Origin of the sequence: Marivirga tractuosa DSM 4126 (assembly GCF_000183425.1) — a bacterium.
GTDB classification, from domain to species: Bacteria; Bacteroidota; Bacteroidia; order Cytophagales; family Cyclobacteriaceae; genus Marivirga; species Marivirga tractuosa.
The window spans coordinates 1,561,000-1,581,835 of the sequence record NC_014759.1 but is presented as its reverse complement, the minus strand read 5'-3'; the positions used below and the strand labels follow the sequence as shown (position 1 = coordinate 1,581,835).

Annotated in this window: 17 protein-coding genes; 4 read left to right on the top strand and 13 right to left on the bottom strand. The window is 36.4% G+C overall.

What is annotated here, in order from left to right; all coding sequences use genetic code 11:
* Positions 1-5: 5 nt before the first annotated feature.
* Complete coding sequence (locus FTRAC_RS06490; RefSeq protein ID WP_013453435.1) at positions 6-728, bottom strand: LytR/AlgR family response regulator transcription factor; 723 nt, start codon at positions 726-728, stop codon at positions 6-8.
* Complete coding sequence (locus FTRAC_RS06485; RefSeq protein WP_013453434.1) at positions 728-1,816, bottom strand: sensor histidine kinase; 1,089 nt, start codon at positions 1,814-1,816, stop codon at positions 728-730. Before FTRAC_RS06485 ends, FTRAC_RS06490 begins: the two co-directional genes overlap by 1 nt.
* A 361-nt stretch (positions 1,817-2,177) precedes the next feature.
* On the opposite strand from FTRAC_RS06485, the gene FTRAC_RS06480 reads away from it, so the two are divergent.
* Positions 2,178-3,179 carry an NAD(P)/FAD-dependent oxidoreductase gene (locus FTRAC_RS06480; protein ID WP_013453433.1) on the top strand — a complete coding sequence of 334 codons (1,002 nt, stop codon included), beginning with the start codon at positions 2,178-2,180 and terminating at the stop codon, positions 3,177-3,179.
* A 48-nt stretch (positions 3,180-3,227) separates the two neighbouring features.
* Complete coding sequence (locus FTRAC_RS06475) at positions 3,228-3,554, top strand: 2Fe-2S iron-sulfur cluster-binding protein (RefSeq protein WP_013453432.1); 327 nt, start codon at positions 3,228-3,230, stop codon at positions 3,552-3,554.
* A gap of 275 nt (positions 3,555-3,829) precedes the next feature.
* On the opposite strand, the gene FTRAC_RS06470 is transcribed toward FTRAC_RS06475, so the two are convergent.
* Positions 3,830-5,917: an alpha-ketoacid dehydrogenase subunit alpha/beta gene (locus tag FTRAC_RS06470; protein WP_013453431.1), complete on the bottom strand. Its 2,088-nt coding sequence runs from the start codon at positions 5,915-5,917 to the stop codon at positions 3,830-3,832.
* Positions 5,918-6,295: 378 nt separating this feature from the next.
* Here FTRAC_RS06470 and FTRAC_RS06465 point away from each other — a divergent pair, with 378 nt between their 5' ends.
* On the top strand, positions 6,296-7,435 hold the full coding sequence (locus FTRAC_RS06465) for a hypothetical protein (protein WP_013453430.1): 1,140 nt from the start codon (positions 6,296-6,298) through the stop codon (positions 7,433-7,435).
* Positions 7,436-7,659: 224 nt separating this feature from the next.
* Positions 7,660-8,997: a PhoH family protein gene (locus tag FTRAC_RS06460; protein ID WP_013453429.1), complete on the top strand. Its 1,338-nt coding sequence runs from the start codon at positions 7,660-7,662 to the stop codon at positions 8,995-8,997.
* Positions 8,998-9,034: 37 nt separating this feature from the next.
* Here FTRAC_RS06460 and FTRAC_RS06455 read toward each other — a convergent pair whose 3' ends face one another.
* The 10 genes from FTRAC_RS06455 to FTRAC_RS19205 form a co-directional block, all read right to left on the bottom strand.
* On the bottom strand, positions 9,035-9,391 hold the full coding sequence (locus tag FTRAC_RS06455; protein WP_013453428.1) for a hypothetical protein: 357 nt from the start codon (positions 9,389-9,391) through the stop codon (positions 9,035-9,037).
* A 174-nt stretch (positions 9,392-9,565) separates the two neighbouring features.
* Positions 9,566-11,011 (bottom strand): SusD/RagB family nutrient-binding outer membrane lipoprotein, encoded by a 1,446-nt coding sequence (locus FTRAC_RS06450; protein ID WP_013453427.1) that lies wholly within the window; start codon positions 11,009-11,011, stop codon positions 9,566-9,568.
* Between the two features lie 10 nt (positions 11,012-11,021).
* Positions 11,022-14,243, bottom strand: a complete 3,222-nt coding sequence (locus FTRAC_RS06445) for a SusC/RagA family TonB-linked outer membrane protein (RefSeq protein WP_013453426.1) — start codon at positions 14,241-14,243, stop codon at positions 11,022-11,024.
* 17 nt (positions 14,244-14,260) lie between these two features.
* Entirely contained in the window at positions 14,261-15,253 is a 993-nt protein-coding gene (locus tag FTRAC_RS06440) for a phosphotransferase (RefSeq protein WP_013453425.1), read from the bottom strand.
* 5 nt (positions 15,254-15,258) lie between these two features.
* Positions 15,259-16,185, bottom strand: a complete 927-nt coding sequence (locus FTRAC_RS06435) for a nucleoside hydrolase (RefSeq protein WP_013453424.1) — start codon at positions 16,183-16,185, stop codon at positions 15,259-15,261.
* 11 nt (positions 16,186-16,196) lie between these two features.
* Positions 16,197-16,937 carry an ABC transporter ATP-binding protein gene (locus FTRAC_RS06430; protein WP_013453423.1) on the bottom strand — a complete coding sequence of 247 codons (741 nt, stop codon included), beginning with the start codon at positions 16,935-16,937 and terminating at the stop codon, positions 16,197-16,199.
* Positions 16,937-17,710 (bottom strand): ABC transporter permease, encoded by a 774-nt coding sequence (locus FTRAC_RS06425; RefSeq protein WP_013453422.1) that lies wholly within the window; start codon positions 17,708-17,710, stop codon positions 16,937-16,939. The genes FTRAC_RS06430 and FTRAC_RS06425 overlap by 1 nt, the downstream gene beginning before the upstream one ends.
* Positions 17,700-18,554 (bottom strand): ABC transporter permease, encoded by an 855-nt coding sequence (locus FTRAC_RS06420; RefSeq protein ID WP_013453421.1) that lies wholly within the window; start codon positions 18,552-18,554, stop codon positions 17,700-17,702. The genes FTRAC_RS06425 and FTRAC_RS06420 overlap by 11 nt, the downstream gene beginning before the upstream one ends.
* On the bottom strand, positions 18,544-19,758 hold the full coding sequence (locus FTRAC_RS06415; RefSeq protein ID WP_013453420.1) for an ABC transporter substrate-binding protein: 1,215 nt from the start codon (positions 19,756-19,758) through the stop codon (positions 18,544-18,546). Before FTRAC_RS06415 ends, FTRAC_RS06420 begins: the two co-directional genes overlap by 11 nt.
* A gap of 105 nt (positions 19,759-19,863) precedes the next feature.
* Positions 19,864-20,553, bottom strand: a complete 690-nt coding sequence (locus FTRAC_RS19205; protein WP_013453419.1) for a DUF2064 domain-containing protein — start codon at positions 20,551-20,553, stop codon at positions 19,864-19,866.
* Positions 20,554-20,836: the final 283 nt, after the last annotated feature.

The window sequence follows — 20,836 nt, the reverse complement described above, 5'->3', positions numbered from 1 at the left end:
TACTATTACAGGCTGTTCCACTTTTTGAATTTTGCAGACTGTCGATTAGATACGTCTAACTTCTCGCCAGTTGCCAAGGTGATTTGCAGCTTATTATTAAAATAGGGATTTATTTCTGTTATGTATTCAGTATTAATAATTTGACTTCTATTGATCCGGAAAAACAAACTTGGATCCATTTTCTCTTCTAGAAGATTTAAAGACCTTTTGATTAAAACCGTTTTTCCATCAAAGTGTAGCTTTGCATAATTTTCCACCGACTCAATCAGGCTAATGCTTGAGAGAGGGATAAAGTAGCAGCTTTCACCATCTTTAATGAAAATCTTTTTATGTAATAAAAATGGTGCTGGTGATTCTTCTTCTCTTTTGCTAAATCCTTTCTTTATCTTCTCAATCGCTTTGGCAAATCTTTCCTCTCTAATGGGTTTTACGATATAATCCAAAGCGTTTACCTCAAATGCTTTTACTGCATACTGGTCATAAGCTGTAGTAAAAACTACCTCAGGCACGGTACCCAATTCTTCCAAAAGATCAAATCCAGACTTTTTGGGCATATGTATGTCAAGAAAAATAATGTCTGGATGCGTACTTTCAATCAATGCTTTAGCTTTATCTACATTACTTGCTTCTCCAATTATTTCAAATTCAGGATAGTTCTCAAGTGCCCTTTTCACCTCTTCTCTAGCCAGGCGTTCATCATCAATGATTATAGTTTTGTAAGTATCCATTATTCAATAATTGGGATTGTTAATTTTGCTAGAACAGATTCATTCTCTATCTGATTTATTTCAAATTGTGCTGCTCCTTTATATTTCAGTTGAAGACGATTTTTTAGGTTATTTAACCCTATTCTATTATCACCCTCAATATTTAATGTACCAGGGTTTACTACCTTTATAACTGCTTTATCACCTTCCTTTTTAATAGATAGCTCAAGTGTTCCACCATCTAATTGCTTATCGATACCATGCTTAAGTGCATTTTCAACTAATAATTGAATACTTAAGGGCAGGATTCGAATATGATTCAGGCACTCATCTACCTCCAGATTAACTTTTAGACGTTCTTCAAATCGCAATTTTTCAAGCTCTACATAGTCTTTTACTAATTCCATTTCTTCTTCCAATGAAACTGTTGAATCTTGCGTTTCATAAAGAGATGACCGTAGAATATCCGACAATAAGTCTACTGCCCGTCTGGCAGTTTTAGGATTCTCTATAATCAACGATTTGATTGAATTGAGTGAGTTAAATAGGAAGTGAGGATTTAATTGAGCCGATAAATTATCAAACTGTGCCTGCTTAGCTATTAAAGATAGTTGCGCATTCATCTTTGTTGATTGTACTTCTCTTTGGTAAAAGTGGTACAAATGATAGGCAAGTAGCCAGATGCTCATATGTCTCAAACCTGTTATTAATACAGGATTCCATACAAAAAATGGGTTCCAAACGAAGAGTTCTTTAATTGAATCGTTTTGTCTATCTGCTAGATATATATAGATTGACGTTTTGATGTTCATAATGATCATGAACATAATGGAGAGTATGAGAAGGGCTGGAATGAGTTTCCAGATTAAATCTTTAATGTTCAATTGGTTCCACTTTCTTTTTACTGCTATGGTTCTGTATGCATGTGTGATGGCAATACAAATAGCCACATCAAAAATATAGTTGATAATCGCATCAGATAATTCAAAACCATCCCTGAACAAAGCAATGTAAAACCAGAAAAGGGACACCAATCCCCATCCAAAAAACTGACACTTCCAATAAAGAGAGTTGCTTTTATTCTGCGCTATGTCTAAAGTGTTTGTCATTGATGAATCAAATTAAGGCAATAATAAATAAGTTAGGAAGCAAAAGTACAGGAGCGTAAATAAACGGAAATTAACGTTATAAATTGACCTAATTTTAACTGTAAAGCTTTGCTAACTTACTTTTTAGCATTTAAAATGACTCTACTTGACTCAAGGAAAGCTTAAATAAATCTATTTACTAGTTCTTTTTTAAAAATTCAATGACTTGAATACAAATCTTAAATACTTTAAATGTTGAGGTGATTAGAATCCTAGCAAAAAGCACTTTATCAAGATTTTTCAATATAGTTAGTAAAACAACTATTTTTATACGAACTTTGTCAGCGAAATGAAGTTATACCTATAATAACTTACTAAAACAATGATACAAACTGACATTTGCATTATCGGAGCAGGGCCTGTAGGTCAATTTGCAGTATTTGAAGCAGGATTATTGAAGTTGCGTTGCCATTTGGTTGATGCTCTTCCACAAGTTGGAGGACAGCTTTCGGAAATTTATCCGCAAAAGCCTATCTATGATATTCCCGGTTTCCCTACCATTAAGGCACAGGAATTAGTAGATAATTTGACTGAGCAAATAAAACCATTTAATCCGACTTATACTTTAGGCGAAAGATTAGATAAAGTAGAAAAAACAGCTACCGGTTTCAATTTGAAGACTTCTGATGGTACTGAAATCGATTGCAAAGTGGTTGTTATTGCAGGTGGATTAGGTTGTTTCGAGCCACGTAAACCACCTATGAAAGAAATTGCAGAGTTCGAGGGCAAAGGAGTTTCTTATATGGTGAAAGACCCTGAGCAATTTAGAGATAAAAATGTAATTCTAGCGGGTGGGGGAGACTCTGCTTTGGACTGGACAATTGAGCTTTCCAAAATTGCTAAGAAGATCACTTTAGTTCATAGAAATGAGACTTTCCGTGGAGCACCTGATTCTGCTGATAAAGTTTTTGAATTAGCTAAAGAAGGGAAGATCAATTTATTACTGAAAAGTAATTTAGCTTCACTTTCAGGTAACGGTAAATTGAACTCTGTTAAAGTGAAAGGTGCTGATAAGTCTGAAATAGAGTTGGAAGCTGATTATTTAATTCCATTATTTGGATTAAGCCCGAAATTAGGACCAATAGCTGATTGGGGATTGAGTATTCATAAAAACCAGATTGAAGTTAATACCACAGATTATTCTACTAATGTGCCGGGAATTTATGCAATTGGAGATATCAATACTTATCCAGGAAAATTAAAATTGATTTTATGTGGATTCCACGAAGCGGCTTTAATGGCACAATCGGCTTTTAAGCATATCTATCCAGATAAGCACTTAAGTTTCAAATATACTACTGTAAACGGTATCGAATCTTTCTAATTAATTTATCTTTGCGGTCTGTTAAGCAAAATCTGCAATCAATAAATTATGAGTGATATAAAAATTAAAGTACAAGATTATTCAGGCGATGTGCAAGAATTAGAGGCACCAACCGATATGGGCTTGAGCCTAATGGAGTTTTTGAAAGCCAATGAATATCCTATTTTAGCTACTTGTGGTGGAATGGCTTTATGCGCCACTTGCCATGTGAAAGTGGAGGAAAGATTTGATGATTTAGATGAGCCGGGCGATCAAGAAATGGATCAATTGGATATATTACCCAATGCTGAACATAATAGTCGTTTAGCTTGCCAACTCAGACTACATCCAGATATGGATGGCATCATGGTTCGATTGGCTGCAGATGAAGAATAAATAAGTTTAGATTTCTTTTATAAAGAGCACTTGCAGTAATGTGGGTGCTTTTTTTGTATAACAGTAGTAAGTTTTAGATTATAAGTTTTAAGTACAGGGTACAGAGTACAGGGATAGCTGATGCAATCATTTAAATCCAATACCTCGCTTCCCACTTTCACTCCAACGCTCCAATGTCCGACCTTCGGTACTGACATTTCTTGCCGCAGCACACCCTTCATCCAACTCCAAACTATATTTCGTGCGTCTTCCTCGCCAGCTGGCGGGGAAGGGGGCTAATACCCCAACAAATCCCCAATTTGCTTCTCTACTTTATCAGCGTTTGGCAACATGGCTTTTTCCCATTCTACATTTAAGCCTATTGCTGGCAAATTCAATGCTCCGTAAGATTTAACAGGCGCATCCAAATATTCGAAGCAGTGCTGGTTTAACCTTCCAGCTAATGATTCAGCAAAGGAATTCATTAATGGCTCTTCAGTTAAAACTAAGGCTCTGCCATGTTTTTCTACGCTGCTTTTTACAGTTTCCCAATCTAATGGATTCAAAGTCCTCAAGTCAACAATTTCAACTTGACCTTTATATTTTTTAGAAGCTGCTTTTGCCCAATAGATTCCCATTCCATAAGTGATAATGGTCATACTTTCTCCATTGTCTATCATTTCCTGTTCAGCTTCTTGCTCTATTCTGGCTTTACCTAATGGAATAATGTATTCATCATCCGGCTCATGGTTTTTTGCTCCGTCAGTTCCCGGAACTTTCGACCAGTACAAACCTTTATGCTCCAACATCACCACAGGATTCGGATCATGAAAAGCGGCTTTCATTAAGCCTTTCATATCCGCAGCATTAGATGGGTAAACTACTTTGATTCCTCGGATTGTAAGGAGTGTTGATTCAACCGAGCCTGAGTGATATGGACCACCGCCCCCATAAGCACCTATTGGGACTCGAATAAGAGATTGAATTGGGAATTTTCCATATGATAAATAGCAAGATTTTGAAAGTTCTTCTACTAGCTGGTTCATGCCCGGCCATATATAGTCAGCAAATTGGATTTCCACAATTGGTTTGGCGCCAACCGCTGACATTCCAGCTGTACTTCCAATAATGTACGCTTCCTGAATTGGCGTATTAAACACTCTTCCATCTCCGTATTTCTTGGCTAAGTTGGCTGCTTCACGAAATACTCCACCTAATGTTCCACCCACATCTTGTCCGTAGAAAAGTGCTTCAGGATTATTTTGAAGAATATTATCCACAGCATGTAAAGCCGCATCTACCATGACAGATTTTTCGGCTCCTTTTGGTTTGCGTTGTCCTTTTTCTTCGGTGATAGGTGTTTCTGCAAATTCATGTAATTCAACTTCTGAGGCATCAACCTCATCTGCATCTAAGGCTTTTTCATAAGCTTCATTGGCTGTTTTTATAGCTTCTTTTTCAAGCTTGTTTAATTCTTCTTCTGAAAAATTATTAGTTAATAAGTACTTATGAAATTTAGGGATTGGATCACCTAAAGTATGCAGTTCTAAATCATCTGCACTTCTATACCATTCTTTTCGTACCCCAGATGTATGGTGTCCTAAAAGTGGGCAATTAGCATGCAATAAAACGGGACCTTTACGATTTCTAACATGTTTTATGGCTTCTCCCATTTTCGTATAAGAATCCTCAAAATCAGTGCCATTGGCCTGCATTCTTTTCAAGCCTTTAAAACCTGCAGCATATTCATAAGCGTCCATGGCACGCATTTCTTTGCCTGTGGCTGAAATTCCCCAATCATTATCCTGAACCAAATAAATGATTGGCAAATTCTTCAGTACTGCCATCTGGAAAGCTTCCGCTACTTCACCTTCTGTAACAGATCCATCTCCCAAGGAGCAGACGACTACTGGTTTTTCACCTTCACTTCCCAATCCATGTTCTTCTTTGAATTTTAGTCCATGAGCCATACCCGTTGCCGGTATAACCTGCATACCTGTGGCAGAACTTTGATGTGGGATTGTTGGCATGCCTTCTCTTTTCAAAGAAGGGTGATTATAATACGAGCGACCCCCTGAAAAAGGATCATCTTTTTTTGCCATCAGTTGAAGCATTAATTCATAAGGTTCCATTCCGATACCCAACAAAATGCTTTCATCTCTGTAATAAGGCGCTAGGTAATCGATAGGTTTTAATTGCATAGATGCAGCCAACTGGATAGCTTCATGTCCGCGAGAAGTACTATGCACATATTTTGAGGCAATGGCTTTGTTTTCATCGAAAATTTCAGCCATTCTCTTGGCAGTATGCATTAAGCGATATGCCTTTTCTAAAATTTCGTTTGATAGGGTGGTTTTATTTTTCTTAGCCGTCTTGACACTCATGCTTTAATCTGTTTTTCGTTTCCTGAACTCAAAAATAAGGAATTCTTTGTTTTTCCTACCGATTGTTAGGCAGTTATTTTGATATACGGATGTCATTGGATTTTAGGTACTGATTTTCTTTGCTATTTCTATTTTACTTAATGGTTTTTTGGTTTTTACTTTTAATCCATCTATTTTCAAACTGTGTTTGTGTTTGTATGCATTTCAAAAAGTGAGTGCATTTTATGGGTGTATGGATATTGAGCTTTCTTTTATTTCAAATTAGCAAAACCAATTCCATTTATAAATTTCGGGCTTGAACCGAGCTGGAATTTCTTTGTCTTTACCATATTAGGTAGAAGCACAGGCGCATTATGTTTCACTATCAACAAACAAATTATGCGTTATTATTTACTCTTAAGTTTTCTGATTTTACCGCTTTTCAATCTTCATTGCCAAGTTAAAAAATTAGTCCGTCAGAAGGTGCAATTAGGCATCAGTTCAGGTGCTGATAATTCCCAACATAGCCACTATATTCTATCCAATCTGTCCTTACATCTGCTATCCGGATATTCTGGGGCTATTCAAGGTTTTCAAATCAGTGGGATCAGCAACCGCTCTTTTCTATATACCAATGGATTACAATTATCGGCTTTTTCAAATGTGACAGGAAATTTGGCATTCAGACCTGAAAAACAATTGGATTTTGAATTTCGTGGTGCACAAATAGGAACTTTGATCAATAAAGTAGAAGGTGATGGAAAAGGTTTACAAGTAGGGAGTTACAATAGGGTAAGTAAAACTTTTCAGGGTGTTCAAATTGGAATGATGAATGCCATTCAGAGAGGAGCGTTGGGGCTACAGCTTGGAGGACTTATTAATTATGCTCCTAAAAGGAACTCGATGGCTCAAATTGGCTTGTTTAATTATTCATTTGACGCAGGCTTAATGTATGAAAAGGGATTCTTCTTTATGCGCGATCATTTTCAACTAGGCCTGGTGAATATCACCAATGAGAATCATGGTTGGCAAATTGGTTTGATTAATTTGAGTAAAGATAATAAAGGAATTCCTGTCGGATTAATTAATACTAACACTAGTCATGGAGAAGGAAACTTAGCCGCTAATGAGATTATGAATACTTATTTAACGGTTTCCAATGGCAGTAAGTATTTGCTCAACCGCTTAATTGTAGGTTATAATTATAGTTGGAATAAAAATATCAATTGGACAGCAGGCTATGGATTGGAATTAAAGTATTATAAAAACAAGCACTATAATTCTGTTTCCCTATCGCACGACTTACTGTATTTGATGCAAAGAGAGGAAAAGTGGACCCAAGGCCTGCCCACCAGTAGGATTTCTTTGAATTTGAGTTATGATGTATTTAAGAAATATGCTCCTCCTTTATTAGTAGGGGTGTCCTACAATATTGGCTATTTCTCTAATGAAGAAGCACAATTGAATTTGCCTTTAATAATGAAAGAGACTCAAAACCGAACTCATTGGATCGGTTTTGATTTTGGGTTTAAGTTGTAATCATACCTTTTTTGGTTAAAGTTTTTAACGCAGCTTTCTTTACAATTTTTATGGTATGTTTTAGGTAACTCCTATTTGTACATTACCAAATCATTATTTTTATAATTATAGTCAATTGATTATCTGTTACTTATATATTTTTCAAATATTTACTAGCTGAATTTTAGTTGACAATACCAATAATTTTTTAAATTGATTCTAAAATCATATCAACTTTACTATATATGGCGAAGGCTAAGAAAGAAAAGAAAGTATTTGTACTCGACACTTCAGTTATAATTTATTCTCATGATTCCATCATGAACTTTGCAGAGCACGATGTGGCTATTCCTATCACAGTTTTGGAAGAATTGGATCAGTTCAAAAAAGGAAATGATACCAAAAATTTTGAAGCACGTGAGTTTATCAGAATGATAGATAAATTGGCTGAAGGACGATCTTTAAGCGAATGGATCCCACTTAATGGTAAATCCAAAGGGGTTTTTAAAGTCTTGATGCCTAGCAAAGAATCTGTTGAGTCAGACCATATTTTTTTAGAGGATATTCCTGATCATAAAATATTGGGGAGTGCGGTTCAACTTCAGAAAGAGTTGAAAGATAAAACCGTTATATTAGTTACCAAGGATATTAATTTAAGGCTAAAAGCTAAAAGTTGTGGATTGAGGTCGGAGGATTATCAAACGGGTAAGGTCAAGAATGTCAGTGATTTACATTCTGGTAAACTACAACTAGAGACCGTTACTACGGAAACTATCAATAAACTTTATGATACCTATCATTGTGAGGTAGCAGATATTATGGGCAAGAAAAAGCCCATGAATAATACTTTCTATATACTGAAAAGCAATAAAAATTCGGCTTTGGGCTTTTATAATGCCATTACTAATCAAGTTGATAAAGTAGAGAAGAAATCTGCTTATGGCATTATGCCCAAAAATGCAGAACAGGCTTTTGCCATTCATGTTCTACTAAATCCTGAAATAAAATTGATGACTTTGCAAGGAGTTGCAGGAACTGGAAAGACTTTAATTGCTCTAGCTTCTGCATTGGAACAGCGTAAAGATTTCAAACAGATATTTTTAGCCAGACCTATTGTACCATTATCCAATAAAGATATTGGCTATCTACCTGGAGATATAAAATCCAAATTGAATCCTTATATGGAACCACTTTGGGATAATCTTAAATATATTCAGCACCAATTTCAGGAGCATGAAAGAGAATTTTTGAATATCACCGATATGGTCAACAAGGAAAAATTAACCATTCAGCCTTTGGCTTATATTAGAGGAAGAAGTTTATCCAATATATATTTCATCGTGGATGAAGCGCAAAACCTAACGCCACATGAGGTGAAAACCATCATCACCAGGGCAGGGGAGAACACCAAAATTGTGTTCACTGGAGATGTAAATCAAATTGATACGCCTTATTTGGATTCCCAATCTAATGGACTCAGCTATCTTATTGACAGGGTAAAAGGACATGAATTATATGCACATGTTACGCTGGAAAAGGGAGAGAGATCTGAATTAGCTAATTTGGCGAATGATGTATTGTAATAAATAATTAAAAAATAGAAACAAGAACAGCCTGTTTCTATTTTTTAATCATCTCCAATTTCTCTTTTATAAGATTTTTCAATGATCCTAATTCCTGCTGATCCAGTGTTTCTGCTGGTATCCAATTTTTAATTTTATTATCCTCTTTTATAAAAACTGCAGGCAATTTATCTTTTATTCCGTACTGCTCGAGCCATTCGTCTTTATGCAAGAATGTTAAAGGAATGTCCAGAGTGTTTTTGAATTCAGCCCACTCTTCACGGATTTTAAAAGTCCCATAAGTGATATCACATAAACTGCAGGGATAGGTTTTAGGCGAGAATATTTTATGCATGATATCCATATAGCCATTCCATTTGCCTGAATTTGCATTATAAACAAATATTAATTCCATATTTTTAATTACGAATTTTTTAATTGTGATAAGTTTTCAATAAAGATAAGACCTGTCAGGTTTGTCTTTTTCTAAGGGCATAATAATTGAACTTACAATATATGCGAACTTCCAAAACCTGACAGGTCTTTGCAAAAAAAATACTAATCGATTAATTACTAATTATTAGTTAAATTAATCGCGTTCCCACCAGCCTTTACTGTTAATATTATCGCCACCAATTCTTTCTACTGCTTCCTGGTAATTGGAAGCATTGCTGGCCTGTTCTGATTCCGGATATAAATAACGAACAGGATACCTGCCTTCATTCACCGCATCAGGACCAGCTTTAATAGATGGTATACCGGCTCTTCTTATATTAAACCATGCCTCATGGCCGATATTGATTAAACTCAACCACTTTTGTGTCATAATTTTGGTAATATTATCTGTTCCGTTTAATGCAATGGCTTCCCTTGTAAAATAATCTTCAGGAACCTCTACTCCATAGTAATCGAAACTAGCTCTCACGCCATTTTGGTAATATTGCTGAGCATCTCCAGAAATATAGTTTCTTTGGACAGCTTCCGCTAAAGCAAATTGTACTTCAGCATATTGCATGAATTGCGCATCCGCCCCATCAGGTACATCTCTAAAAATAGATCCTACAACTGATAAGTCATTGACTCCGAGTCCTTGTTGTTGAACCCTCTCGTTAGTTTGACCGTTTTGAATACCTCTATAATAGACAGTATCATTTGCTAGCCCAGCTGCCACAGGTTGATAGAGTACTCCTATTCTTGGGTCGTCCCACAGGCTAAGAACGGAATCTGCAGTTTTACTCATTACATGCTCCACCAATCCACCCACTGATGATAGGAAAAATGGAAACTGATTTGGTGCTGTGGCTAAATAAGGCAATACTGCGTTGTCAGCATTTGATTGCATTAATTTACCAGAGTTTGCTAATGCAGATAGGTCAGAAAAATCTGTCAATCTTTTGCTGATTCTCATGATATAACGAACCCGAAGAGAATTAGCGAACCTTACCCATTTATCTAAATCATTATTAAACATCACATCGCCACTAATGACCTGATTTGTGTTTTCCAAGGTATTTGCTGATCTTTCCAGAACCGCTAAAATGCCTGTTTCAGGATCTGTGTAAATACTTTCCTGCGTATCGAACTTTGGTTTATCAAATCCTTCTTCAAGCCGATTTGCTTCAGTATAAGGCACATCATTCCACATGTCTGTCATTTGTGAAAATAGGAAACAACGCATGATATCGCCTACAGCTTCATAAGCTTCATTAGATGAAGGGGAAGCTTTCATTGAATTGATATCTGTCAGCAATTTATTGATAACGCCCCAATAGGTAGAGTTTGATCCGATGATGTAGCGGTCTAAAAACCCGAAATCTATAGCGGCCACAAACTGCGCGAAATAATTAGATTGATCAAATCCTTGATAATAGGTGTTCTGATCAATGGCTACAGAAATAATGTTGGTCAACAAAAATTGTGGTTCAACGCTTTCCGGGGCGTTAGGATTCTTATTTATTTCCTCGAAATTATCAGTGCATGCTGACAGAAGAATTGCAGCAAGCAGTAGTGTGAATGTATATTTAAATATTTTCATTTTTTCTTTCTTAAAATTGTGTCTTTATGCTAAATCCAAAGCTTCTGGTTGAAGGTAATGACATGTCATCTACCCCATGCACGATGTTTCTACCTTGAAAGGCATTTAATTCAGGGTCAACATGAGGGTTTTCAGTAAACAATAACAAATTACTTCCAATAAAACCAAATTTAACACTTTGGAAACCAATTCGTTGGCTAAGTTTACTGTCTAGGCTATAGTACAATCCTAGTTGTCTTAATTTTATGTAAGAAGCATCGTAAATTGAACTTTCTTCATTACCTCTCGAATAAATGGCATTGTAGTAAGATATAGCAGAAACTGTGGTAGTATTTTCTACATAATTAGGATTCTCCTCTGTAACGATATTAACGATTCCATCTCCAATAATGCCGTCTTCTCTTCCAGCCAAAGTTTCTTTTAAAACACCAGATGTATTTCCTAAAGATCTTGTTCTAGAAGAAATAATGCCACCATATCTTAAGTCAAAAAGAACATTCATAACAATTCGCTTGTAGGAAAATTCATTGTTAAGACCAATAGAGAAATCAGGATTGTAGTTTCCTAATAGTCTGAGGGTTCCATCAGTAATAGGGGCTCCATTGCTATCGTAAACTGTTCTTCCATTTACCTTTTTGAATCCGGTGCCGTACATATCGCCCACTAGACCACCCTCTTTGGCGATATAGAAAAGTGAGTTAGACCCTCCAGCACCTCCAAAAAAGGCGGCATTACCTGTTACAAATTGATCAACACCCTCTGGTAATTCCAGCACTTTACTTCTATAGGTCGAATAATTTGCTGATACTTTCCATTTAAATTCGCTTTGATTGATGGCTAAAGCACTAATTGAGGCTTCAAGTCCTCTTGTTTGCACCTTCCCTCCATTTTCCAATTTATTTGAAAAGCCCGTTGTTAGTGAAATTGGGCGAGCAATAATTTGGTCTGTACTGGTATTCTGGTAAATAGTTATGTCCGTTTGAATTCTATCATTTAAGAGCCAAATTTCAGCACCTGTTTCATATGCAGTTAATCTTTCCGGTCTTAAATTAAGATTCTTTAGTGTACTTTGATTCGTTACCCGAAGGTTTTCTCCATAGTTTTGATTAAAGGCGAATGTGTTGCGTAATTGATAAGGCTCTGTATCATTTCCCACACTAGCCGCACTAGCCCTTAGCTTGACAAAGCTTAGGACTTCTGGTAGCTCAACCATATTAGACAGAACATAACTTAAACCCGTTGAATAATAGGCAAAAGAATTATTGTCAATAGGGAGAGTACTGCTCCAGTCATTTCGAAGGGTTAAATCAAGGTAAAGGGTATTCCTGTACCCGATATTTCCAGTTCCGTATATACTATTGATGCGTTTTTCGTAAATCTCATTATTGCCAGTTAAGGGGGCGTTTGAATTGGCTAAAGTGTATATATTAGGCAATGCTAATTGAGAGGCCTCGGTATATTTGTATTTTATGGTTTGGTCAAATCTGTTCGCCCCTAATGACAGGTCATACGTAAAGTCTTCATTAATTCTGTCTTTATAGGAGAGTAAGAAATCCGTATTTATCTCTTTATAAAAAACTTCGTCTTCTCTATAGCTTCCAGTTGGATTGGCATTTGTGCTTAACGCCCTTCGAAAAGCCCTGTTGTCATTATAGATATCAACACCAGTTCTTACTGTCAGAGTGAGTTTATCTGTAAAATCATAGTTTACAGCCGAATTCCCTAAAACTCTGTGTTTGTCAAAACTATTGGTGTTTTCAAATAAAGTGAAGTATGGATTATTAACCCAGGCGTAATTGTAATTGAATTGTTCAATTCCTTCCTGACCCGCCTGCCAGTAATTTTTCAATGGTTCAAAATTTACCTGTCTTTGAGTCCAGTTGAAACCATACATGACATTCTCGTAGCCATAACCTAAGTTCGGACGATTATTACTGCGAGTATTAATATAATTTAAGTAGGAATTTACACTTAATTTATTGGTCAATTGTTGATCTAAGCTAATAGCTAAGCCATCTCTGTTTAAATCAGTATTAGGTAAGATGCCTTTATTTCGTAAATTGTTATAGGCCAGTCTGATGCTACCTTTATCGCTAGTAGAATTTACAGAAACGCTGTTTTGTGCTGTACGTCCGGTCTCAAAGAAGTTTCGAATATTGTCAGGTCGAGATACCCAAGGGGTGGCGGTAATATCAGTCAAGCTACCGTCAGCCCGGGTTCTAGCTTTCACGTCTCCTCCGCGAACTGGGTTTCCGTTCACATCTGTTGAAGGGCCGTCAAATTGAGGAACTAAAGTCCCTTGATCCAATTTTGGGCCATAACTGAAAATCCCAGCGGTGCCATCTAAGGCTCCTAAACCAGTGTTAAATGCAAAATCACCAATTCCACCGCCATATTCATTTTGGTAATCTGGCAGCGTTAAAAGCGTTTCAAAAGTAAGAGAGCTACTTGTTGTAACGCCAATTCCTTTTTGTGCTCCTCTACCTCGTTTAGTTGTAATTAATACTACTCCATTTGCAGCCCTCGATCCGTAAAGAGCAGCTGAGCCAGCACCTTTTAAAATAAAAATAGAAGCGATATTATCAGGGTCAATTTCAGCACCTCCATTACCGTAGTCTACTTCTTGCAAGGATCCGTTATTGACCAGCTCGCTAGTTATTTGCTCATTACTAATCGGGACTCCATCTACTACAAATAAGGGTTGATTTGTTCCTGTTAAAGAGTTTTCACCCCTAACTATGATTCTGGATGATGAACCCACACCTGAAGAACCATTTGTTATTTGAACACCTGCCACTTGGCCCGCCATGCTGTTAACTACATTTGTCATAGGAACATCAGTAAGTTGCCTATTCTCAATTTTCCCAATAGAGGAAGCGAGCGATTGCTTCTCCCGTTCTATACCGAGTGCAGTCACCACTACTTCATCTAACTGCTCTAAATCTTCGGTTAGCATAATTTGAGGTGGCATTGCTCCATTTCTGATTTCTAGCTTGAAATCTTTAAAACCTAACGATCGAATGCTTAAAGTGAAATTTTTAGTGGAGGTTTTTAGCTTGAAACTTCCATCATTTAATGTGATAGCAAATTGATCGGTTCCCATTTCATTGACAACTGCCCCTGGAACGGGCTCTCCTTTTGAGTCAACGACTACTGATGAATAGGTTTTGCTATCTTGAGCTAATAGATTAAAGCTCAGTAGATAGCACAAAATTAGTATTGATTTTTTCATTTGAAATTATTTATTTTTTAATATTTAGTAAGCATCATCACGCCTCTTTCTACTAGAGCCTTTCTCTCTTCCAGCGTTTGATTGATCGGTAGTTGTGCAAGACCTAAAATTCGTCTCATCATTTCGACAGCCATAAATTTCATCATCAACACATCGTCAAATGGCGCTTTTTCTTTATAAAAATCCATTGCTTTTTGAATGATAGGATATGGTTGCTGAGCTAAGTACAAATGCGCCATGCATACTCCGATTTCAAATTCTTTAGGGCCGAAAAAGCAAAATTCCGGATCGATAATCTTTAAGCCCGATTTTGTATTGAGCCAGCTTCCCAGAAAGTAGTCTCCATGAAGCAGGTGTTTGCCATTCGCTAAATACAGATCCCCTAAATGTTTAAGAGCTAATTGGAGCGCATCATTGCTGATAATGTCCTGCTTAACGGCTTCCAAACCAGGCATAACATCATCCAAATTCATCCCATTGTCTTTCATGAAAGGGAATTTGAAGATGTGCTCGTGATTAAGTTTTCTCATCTCATTATTATAGATGATTTTTGAGCATGTTTCGGTAGTGAAATGGGTGTGCAAATCGGCTATGAAATGCATGATTTCTTTAAGCTCAGCTTCAGATAAATTTTCACCTTCCTGATATAAAAAAGTATAGTCGCTACTCTCGCCCAAATCTTCCATGAGGATGATGTTATTTTCTTCATCCACTGCCAGAATTTCCGGAGTCCTATTGCTTAAATCAGGGTTCTTTTTAATGATTTCATAGAATTCTGCTTCTCTCAAAACTCGTTCTTCTGGAGCTGGCACTTGAGGGAATTTTTCCACAAAATCTCGACTTTGTTTTATTATGAAAGTGCGGTTATTGGAAGTTTTGCACCTAAGCGTGAAGTTCATATTACCGTCCCCCGGCTTTTCAACAGACTCGACTTTTTCGTTATCATCCAACCATTTTTGATTCTGTAAATAGTTATTGATGGTTTCTAGTTGATTGTCTAGTTTAATCATTGTGCTTAGCTTTTTTTGATTAAAGATTCCATTAATTTTTCATGGTAGTCTGATACTACATCGTGGCAGTATTTTACAGGAAATGTTCCTTCATTGCTACAGAGCAGGTAATTCTTAAATACCTCCTTATTATTGTCTTTGACAGTATCGTCTGGGTGAATTTCTAATTGTGCCTTTAGATCTTCGCTGATAATATCTTCAGGAGCAATAATGTAGTGGCTAGCCAAAACATCGAAAGGATTAAAACCAGTAGCTCCTTGATTGATCCATTGTGCTAACCATGGCAGAGAATGCTCTGCTAGCCATTTATTTCCGGCCTCCCCATTATCTAGTTTTTTTAAATCATCAGCGCCAATCCACACTTTACTTGAGATTTCAAAAGGGCATAATGTAACAGGAATACCTACTTCAAACATGATGTTGAAAGCTTGATTATCTAAATCGAAATTTAAATCCCTGGCGTGATTTCCTTGGTTCCCGATTTTAAAATAGTCGGTAGGTTTTCTTCTGCCTGCAACCAAAACCACTTCTTTGATTTGAGTTTGTAGTTCAGGATATTTTAAAAGTAAAATACCAATGTTGGTAGCAGGACCTATTGCCAAAATAGTCAATTGAGTTTCTTTGAGCGCACTAGCCAAAGCTTCCACAGCATTATTTGTTTCTACCTTGCTTAAATCAATAGCTGAGCCTGCTCCTTTGTAAACGGGGATTTGATTTTTTGCAAATTTTGTACTCATTTCTTGACACAGGCGGAAGGCATCATCAATTCTTGTATTACCGAAAACAGCACTTATACCTATTATTTCGACATTTTTCGCTTTGAATAATTGTAACATAGCATAGCCATCATCCACATCGCAATAGCCTTCTCTCTTATGTCTTTTCATACCTACGGAGAGGTCAGTATCAATCCAAATATGTTTCGTTTCCATTATTTATTGATTTAAATTATGTTTTGTGCTGTTGGAATTAGCTTTTCCCAAAATCCAATCTCGCTTTGCACTCCAGTTGAGGGGTCTGCTATAAATTCTTCTGTATTTTTATATACTTTTAGTTTGCCTCTGTCCATAAATGCGATTTCGTCACCCATCAGAATCGCTTCTTTCAAATCATGCGTTACAAAAAGCGAAGTGATTTTAAATTTATGAGCAATGTCTTTAAATAACTGTTGCATTCTCTGTCGGGTACCGGCATCCAAGCTGCCGAATGGTTCATCTAATAAGAGCAAAGCAGGATTGATGATGATGGCTCTGCCAAAAGAAACCCTTTGCCTTTGGCCCCCTGAAAGTTGATGTGGCATTTTCTGCCCATGATTTTCCAATTCTAAAAGTTCCAGCATCTCTTTCACCTTACTTTGAATATGTTCTTCTTTCTGTTTTTTTATTCGTAGTCCGAAAGCAATATTTTCGAATACATTCAAGTGAGGGAATAGTAAATCTTCCTGGTAGAGGTAAACAATATTTCTTTTTTCAGCGTCCAGATTGCTGATATCCTGACCATCAAGGATGATTTTCCCAGTATCAGGTTTTAGTAAGCCCCCAAGTATTTTTAACATACTAGTTTTCCCGCAACCGGATTTACCCAAAATGCTAAGGGTTTTGTGTGCTTCAAGTGAAAAATTTAGATTTTGCACGATCTGCTCTTTTGCAAAGCTTTTATTTATATGTTGAATTTCTAAGAACATCAGGTCAGTTTGTTAAATACATATTTCTTGTTGATATACATCAGCACCAAAGGCGGTAAAATCAATAAGCAACAGCTTAAAGCACCATAGAAGTAATTGGCCTCACGTATGAATAAAAATACTTTGATGGTAAGGGTTTGCACTTTGCCAACGCCAATTACCGATGTTAATCCATATTCAAACCATGAAATGAGGAAAGTCTGAAAAAAACAGACCAACAGCATTCCTTTGGCAAGTGGCAATAAAACCTTTGTAAAGCTGTACAGTCGATTTCCACCTAATGTAGAGACTAAATCTTCCATGTTTTTAGTCTTTTGTCCCCAGAAACTATTGAAGAAAATGAGCGCATAAGGAAAGCTGATCATGAATTGAGCAACAATCACTCCCGTCATTTGTCCAAAAATCCCCAGTTTTAAAAAGAAGTAACTTAAGCATGCTCCAAAAACAACTGGTGAAATGATGTAGGGAAAATAACTTAGTAGCGTTAATGTATTCTTCTTCGGGTGATAAGCGATATTTCGGCTGATGACAAACCCACTTAAAGTAGCGGTAAAACCCACCGAAACTGAAATAATAATCGATTGCAAAAAGCTCAACAATAAGCCTGTTTCGGAAATCAATAATGCTTTCCAATTTTTCAAACCGAAATACTCAGGTATCACTTTTGGAAAAGACCAATCTGCAGAAAGAGACAGCCATAGTAGATACACAAATGGAAAGAGTATCAGTAAGACCATGATGGACAGAAAGAACGGCTTTAGACTAATACGCATTGTTTCTCAATTTTTTTCGTGAAAAAATGAATACAGTCGCTGACATGATGACTACTGTGTAGACCACCGCCATTACGTAGCCTTCTGATATTTTCGTTAAGTCAAATTGTTTTAATTCCCTTAGAATTAGAACCGATAGCATTTGTGGAGATTCCTGCCCTAAAATTAGCGGCACTTCATAAGCTCCTAATAAGAATATGAAGTAAAGTACAATTAAAATCCATGATTTTTTGAGCATGATTGGCAAGCTCACCTTGACTGCGATTTGAGTTTTGTTTGCTCCTAGCGCTCTAGATAATTGGCTTAATTCTTCTATTCTTTCATCTTTATAAATATTTAAATAAAGCAAAATGAAGAAAGGAGTAAGTAAACTTATGAAGGTTATGATGATGCCAATAGCCCAATTATCGTTTACTAAATCTGGAAACTGCTGTGCAGTTTCAATCCAATTAAGTTGATAGCTTAGCCTAGCAAAAAATCCTGACTGTGCAAAAAGTTGATAAGTGAAGAAGGCTGAAACAATGCCTGGAACTGCCAACGGCATATAAATAATAAAAGATAAGTACTTGTTGTTGAAGCTTTCTTTGAATTTCAAAACTATCCACAGTGCTAAACTAACGGATAGAAAAACACCTACTGCAGCAATTATACTGCTATATAAAAAGGATATACCAAGTGTATCTGAAGTAAAAACCTCTTTCCAAAAAGATAAAGTAATGCCTTCATTAACTACTCCAATGATCCCAAAAGAATAGAGTATAGCATAGCCAAAAGCTAGCGTAAATGGTAGTATTGCAAATACTACGAACAGTATAAATCCTATATGTTTCTCCTTATTTTTCAATGACGTAGGTTCTAAAATCTTCGTAAATATTAAGCATGTATTCTGGAGCAGGCTCCTTTATGGCATTTTCAGATAATTCATCCAAAGAAGGTGCGAATTGTCTGGCGGTAATTTTTTCAAATTGGGTTTTATACTCTTCAGGAAGCTTTGCAATATCCAATACAGGGTTAGCATTCATTCCCGAGGGCTCTGCCCTTTTCAATTGTGCTTCTGGTGAAATTAAGAAATTGATGACCTGCATAGCCCCAGCTTTATTTTTTGCGTTATAGGTTATGCCTAAATAATTTGAATTTAAAACTGTTCCGTTTTCCCAAGCATAGCCCTTAGTACTTTTTGGAAACAGCCCTTGTGACACTTTATCTTCAATTCCTCCTTCGCTAAAACCGTAGGAAAGAAGGATTTCTCCAGATGCAAACATCTGATCCATTTTGCTATGTTCTTTGGGAAAGGTTTGCCCCTCTTTCCAGAAATATTTTCTATTACGATTGATGTAATCCCATAATTTCGTTGAAAGCGTGTCGTATTTTTGCTGATTAAATTCGCCATCTAATCCATCAGGCTTACCACTCAATTCAGCCATGAAGCACTTTAAAACGGTCATACCTGAGAAATCATTCGAAATCGTAAAGGTGCCAGGATGAGTTTTTACAAAGATTTCCAATTCAGCTAGTGTTTTGGGTGGGGCAGGAGTTTTTGCAGTGTCATATACGAAGGCAAATTGACTTATTCCCCAAGGACATTCCATACCGTTAATTGCTTGCTGAAAATCAATACCAATGAATGGATCTTTAAAATCTATGTATTTTGAGTTCGGAAGTTTCTCGGTGAAAGGGCCCCAAAGAGCTTCTATTTTCCGGAGTTGAAAGAATGTTTCTCCATTTATCCATACCATATCGACTTGGCCCTCTTTAGAATTGGCTTGCTTTTCACCCATCATCAATTGTACAATCTCCGGACCTTGACCACTGCTTATGTTAAGTGTGATGTTATAGTTTTTCTTTAAAGTAGGTTTTACATAATTGTTGATGTAATCATTGATGACCGGACTTCCTTGCCACATCATAAAATTGACTGACGTGCCAGTTGCCTCTTGAGTAATTTCGTCCCACGAAGCTGTTTTCCAGTTTTTTGATTCTTCTTGCTTTGTGCAACTCATTAAGAGAACAGCAATAGCTAGCAGCAAAAAGGAAGTGAATTTTTGCATAGTAATGGTTTATCACGATTTTAGTAGAAAATAAAGCAATAGTCGCCCCACAAATGCATAGTAATCTATGTCATCTTGGGTAAGGCTGTAAAAAGGTTTGAGAAATTATTGTATTGGGGGTGCTCTTAAGGGAGAATCTTTGAAGATAAAAAAGTCGTGTGCTGTAATGCTCAGATTACGCGAAAATCCCTTATATGATTGAAGAAGTTGAGCAATCAATTTTAAGAATTTGCCATCAACTATTTTTTCTTTGTATAACAATTGGATATCATAAAAAGTATTGATATCTCTATATTGATTTAATTCGACAAGATCAGTGCATTGCTCACACAGCAAAGAGAGTTCTTGGTACAGAATGTTTTTTTGCCAGCTAAGGGTTTCGAATTTACTTTTATCAAAATATTTTCGCTGAATTCCAATAAGGTAAGCTCCTCCTCTGGCGTCAGGGCCCAGAACTGATTTCCCTTTGGATAAATTTATGGAGATTTGCTTCCAGTTAATATGTTCTAAGTCAGGACAATCATTTCCAACGGAGATCACCTGCTCATAACCCATGTCAAACACCTCTTGATAGGCATTAGCTATTCTTTCTCCGAAAGTATCTCCTTTTTGATTTTGTTCATGAAAATGGTAGACAGGAATACCAGATTTTTGAATGGAACTTTCTGCTTTATTAATTAATAAAGATGCTGCATGAAGGTTTTTCGTCTTTCCCTTAAACCAAAATTTATACTTCGCTTCATCAACGGAAGTTCTACTGAAGAATATGAGCGCTATGTCTTTATTGTATTCCAATGGATAACAAAATTACTTCTAATTTTTAAAAGGTGTTGTCACATCTACGACTTTTCATTAATCTGGGATTTATTGTTCTTGAAGAACATGAAACAATTGTAATTGTTTCAATTAAGCTACGATTCTAAGTTATTAATAAATAGAAGTTTTGCCAATTATAGTAAAGATTATTGATTTTAATATCACTTCAAAGTATTGGGATAAGCTTAAATATTGATGATTAATATTTGGTGTTTGTTTAAAAAATGTAGAAGTATCCAAAGAAATTACTGAACAAATTGAT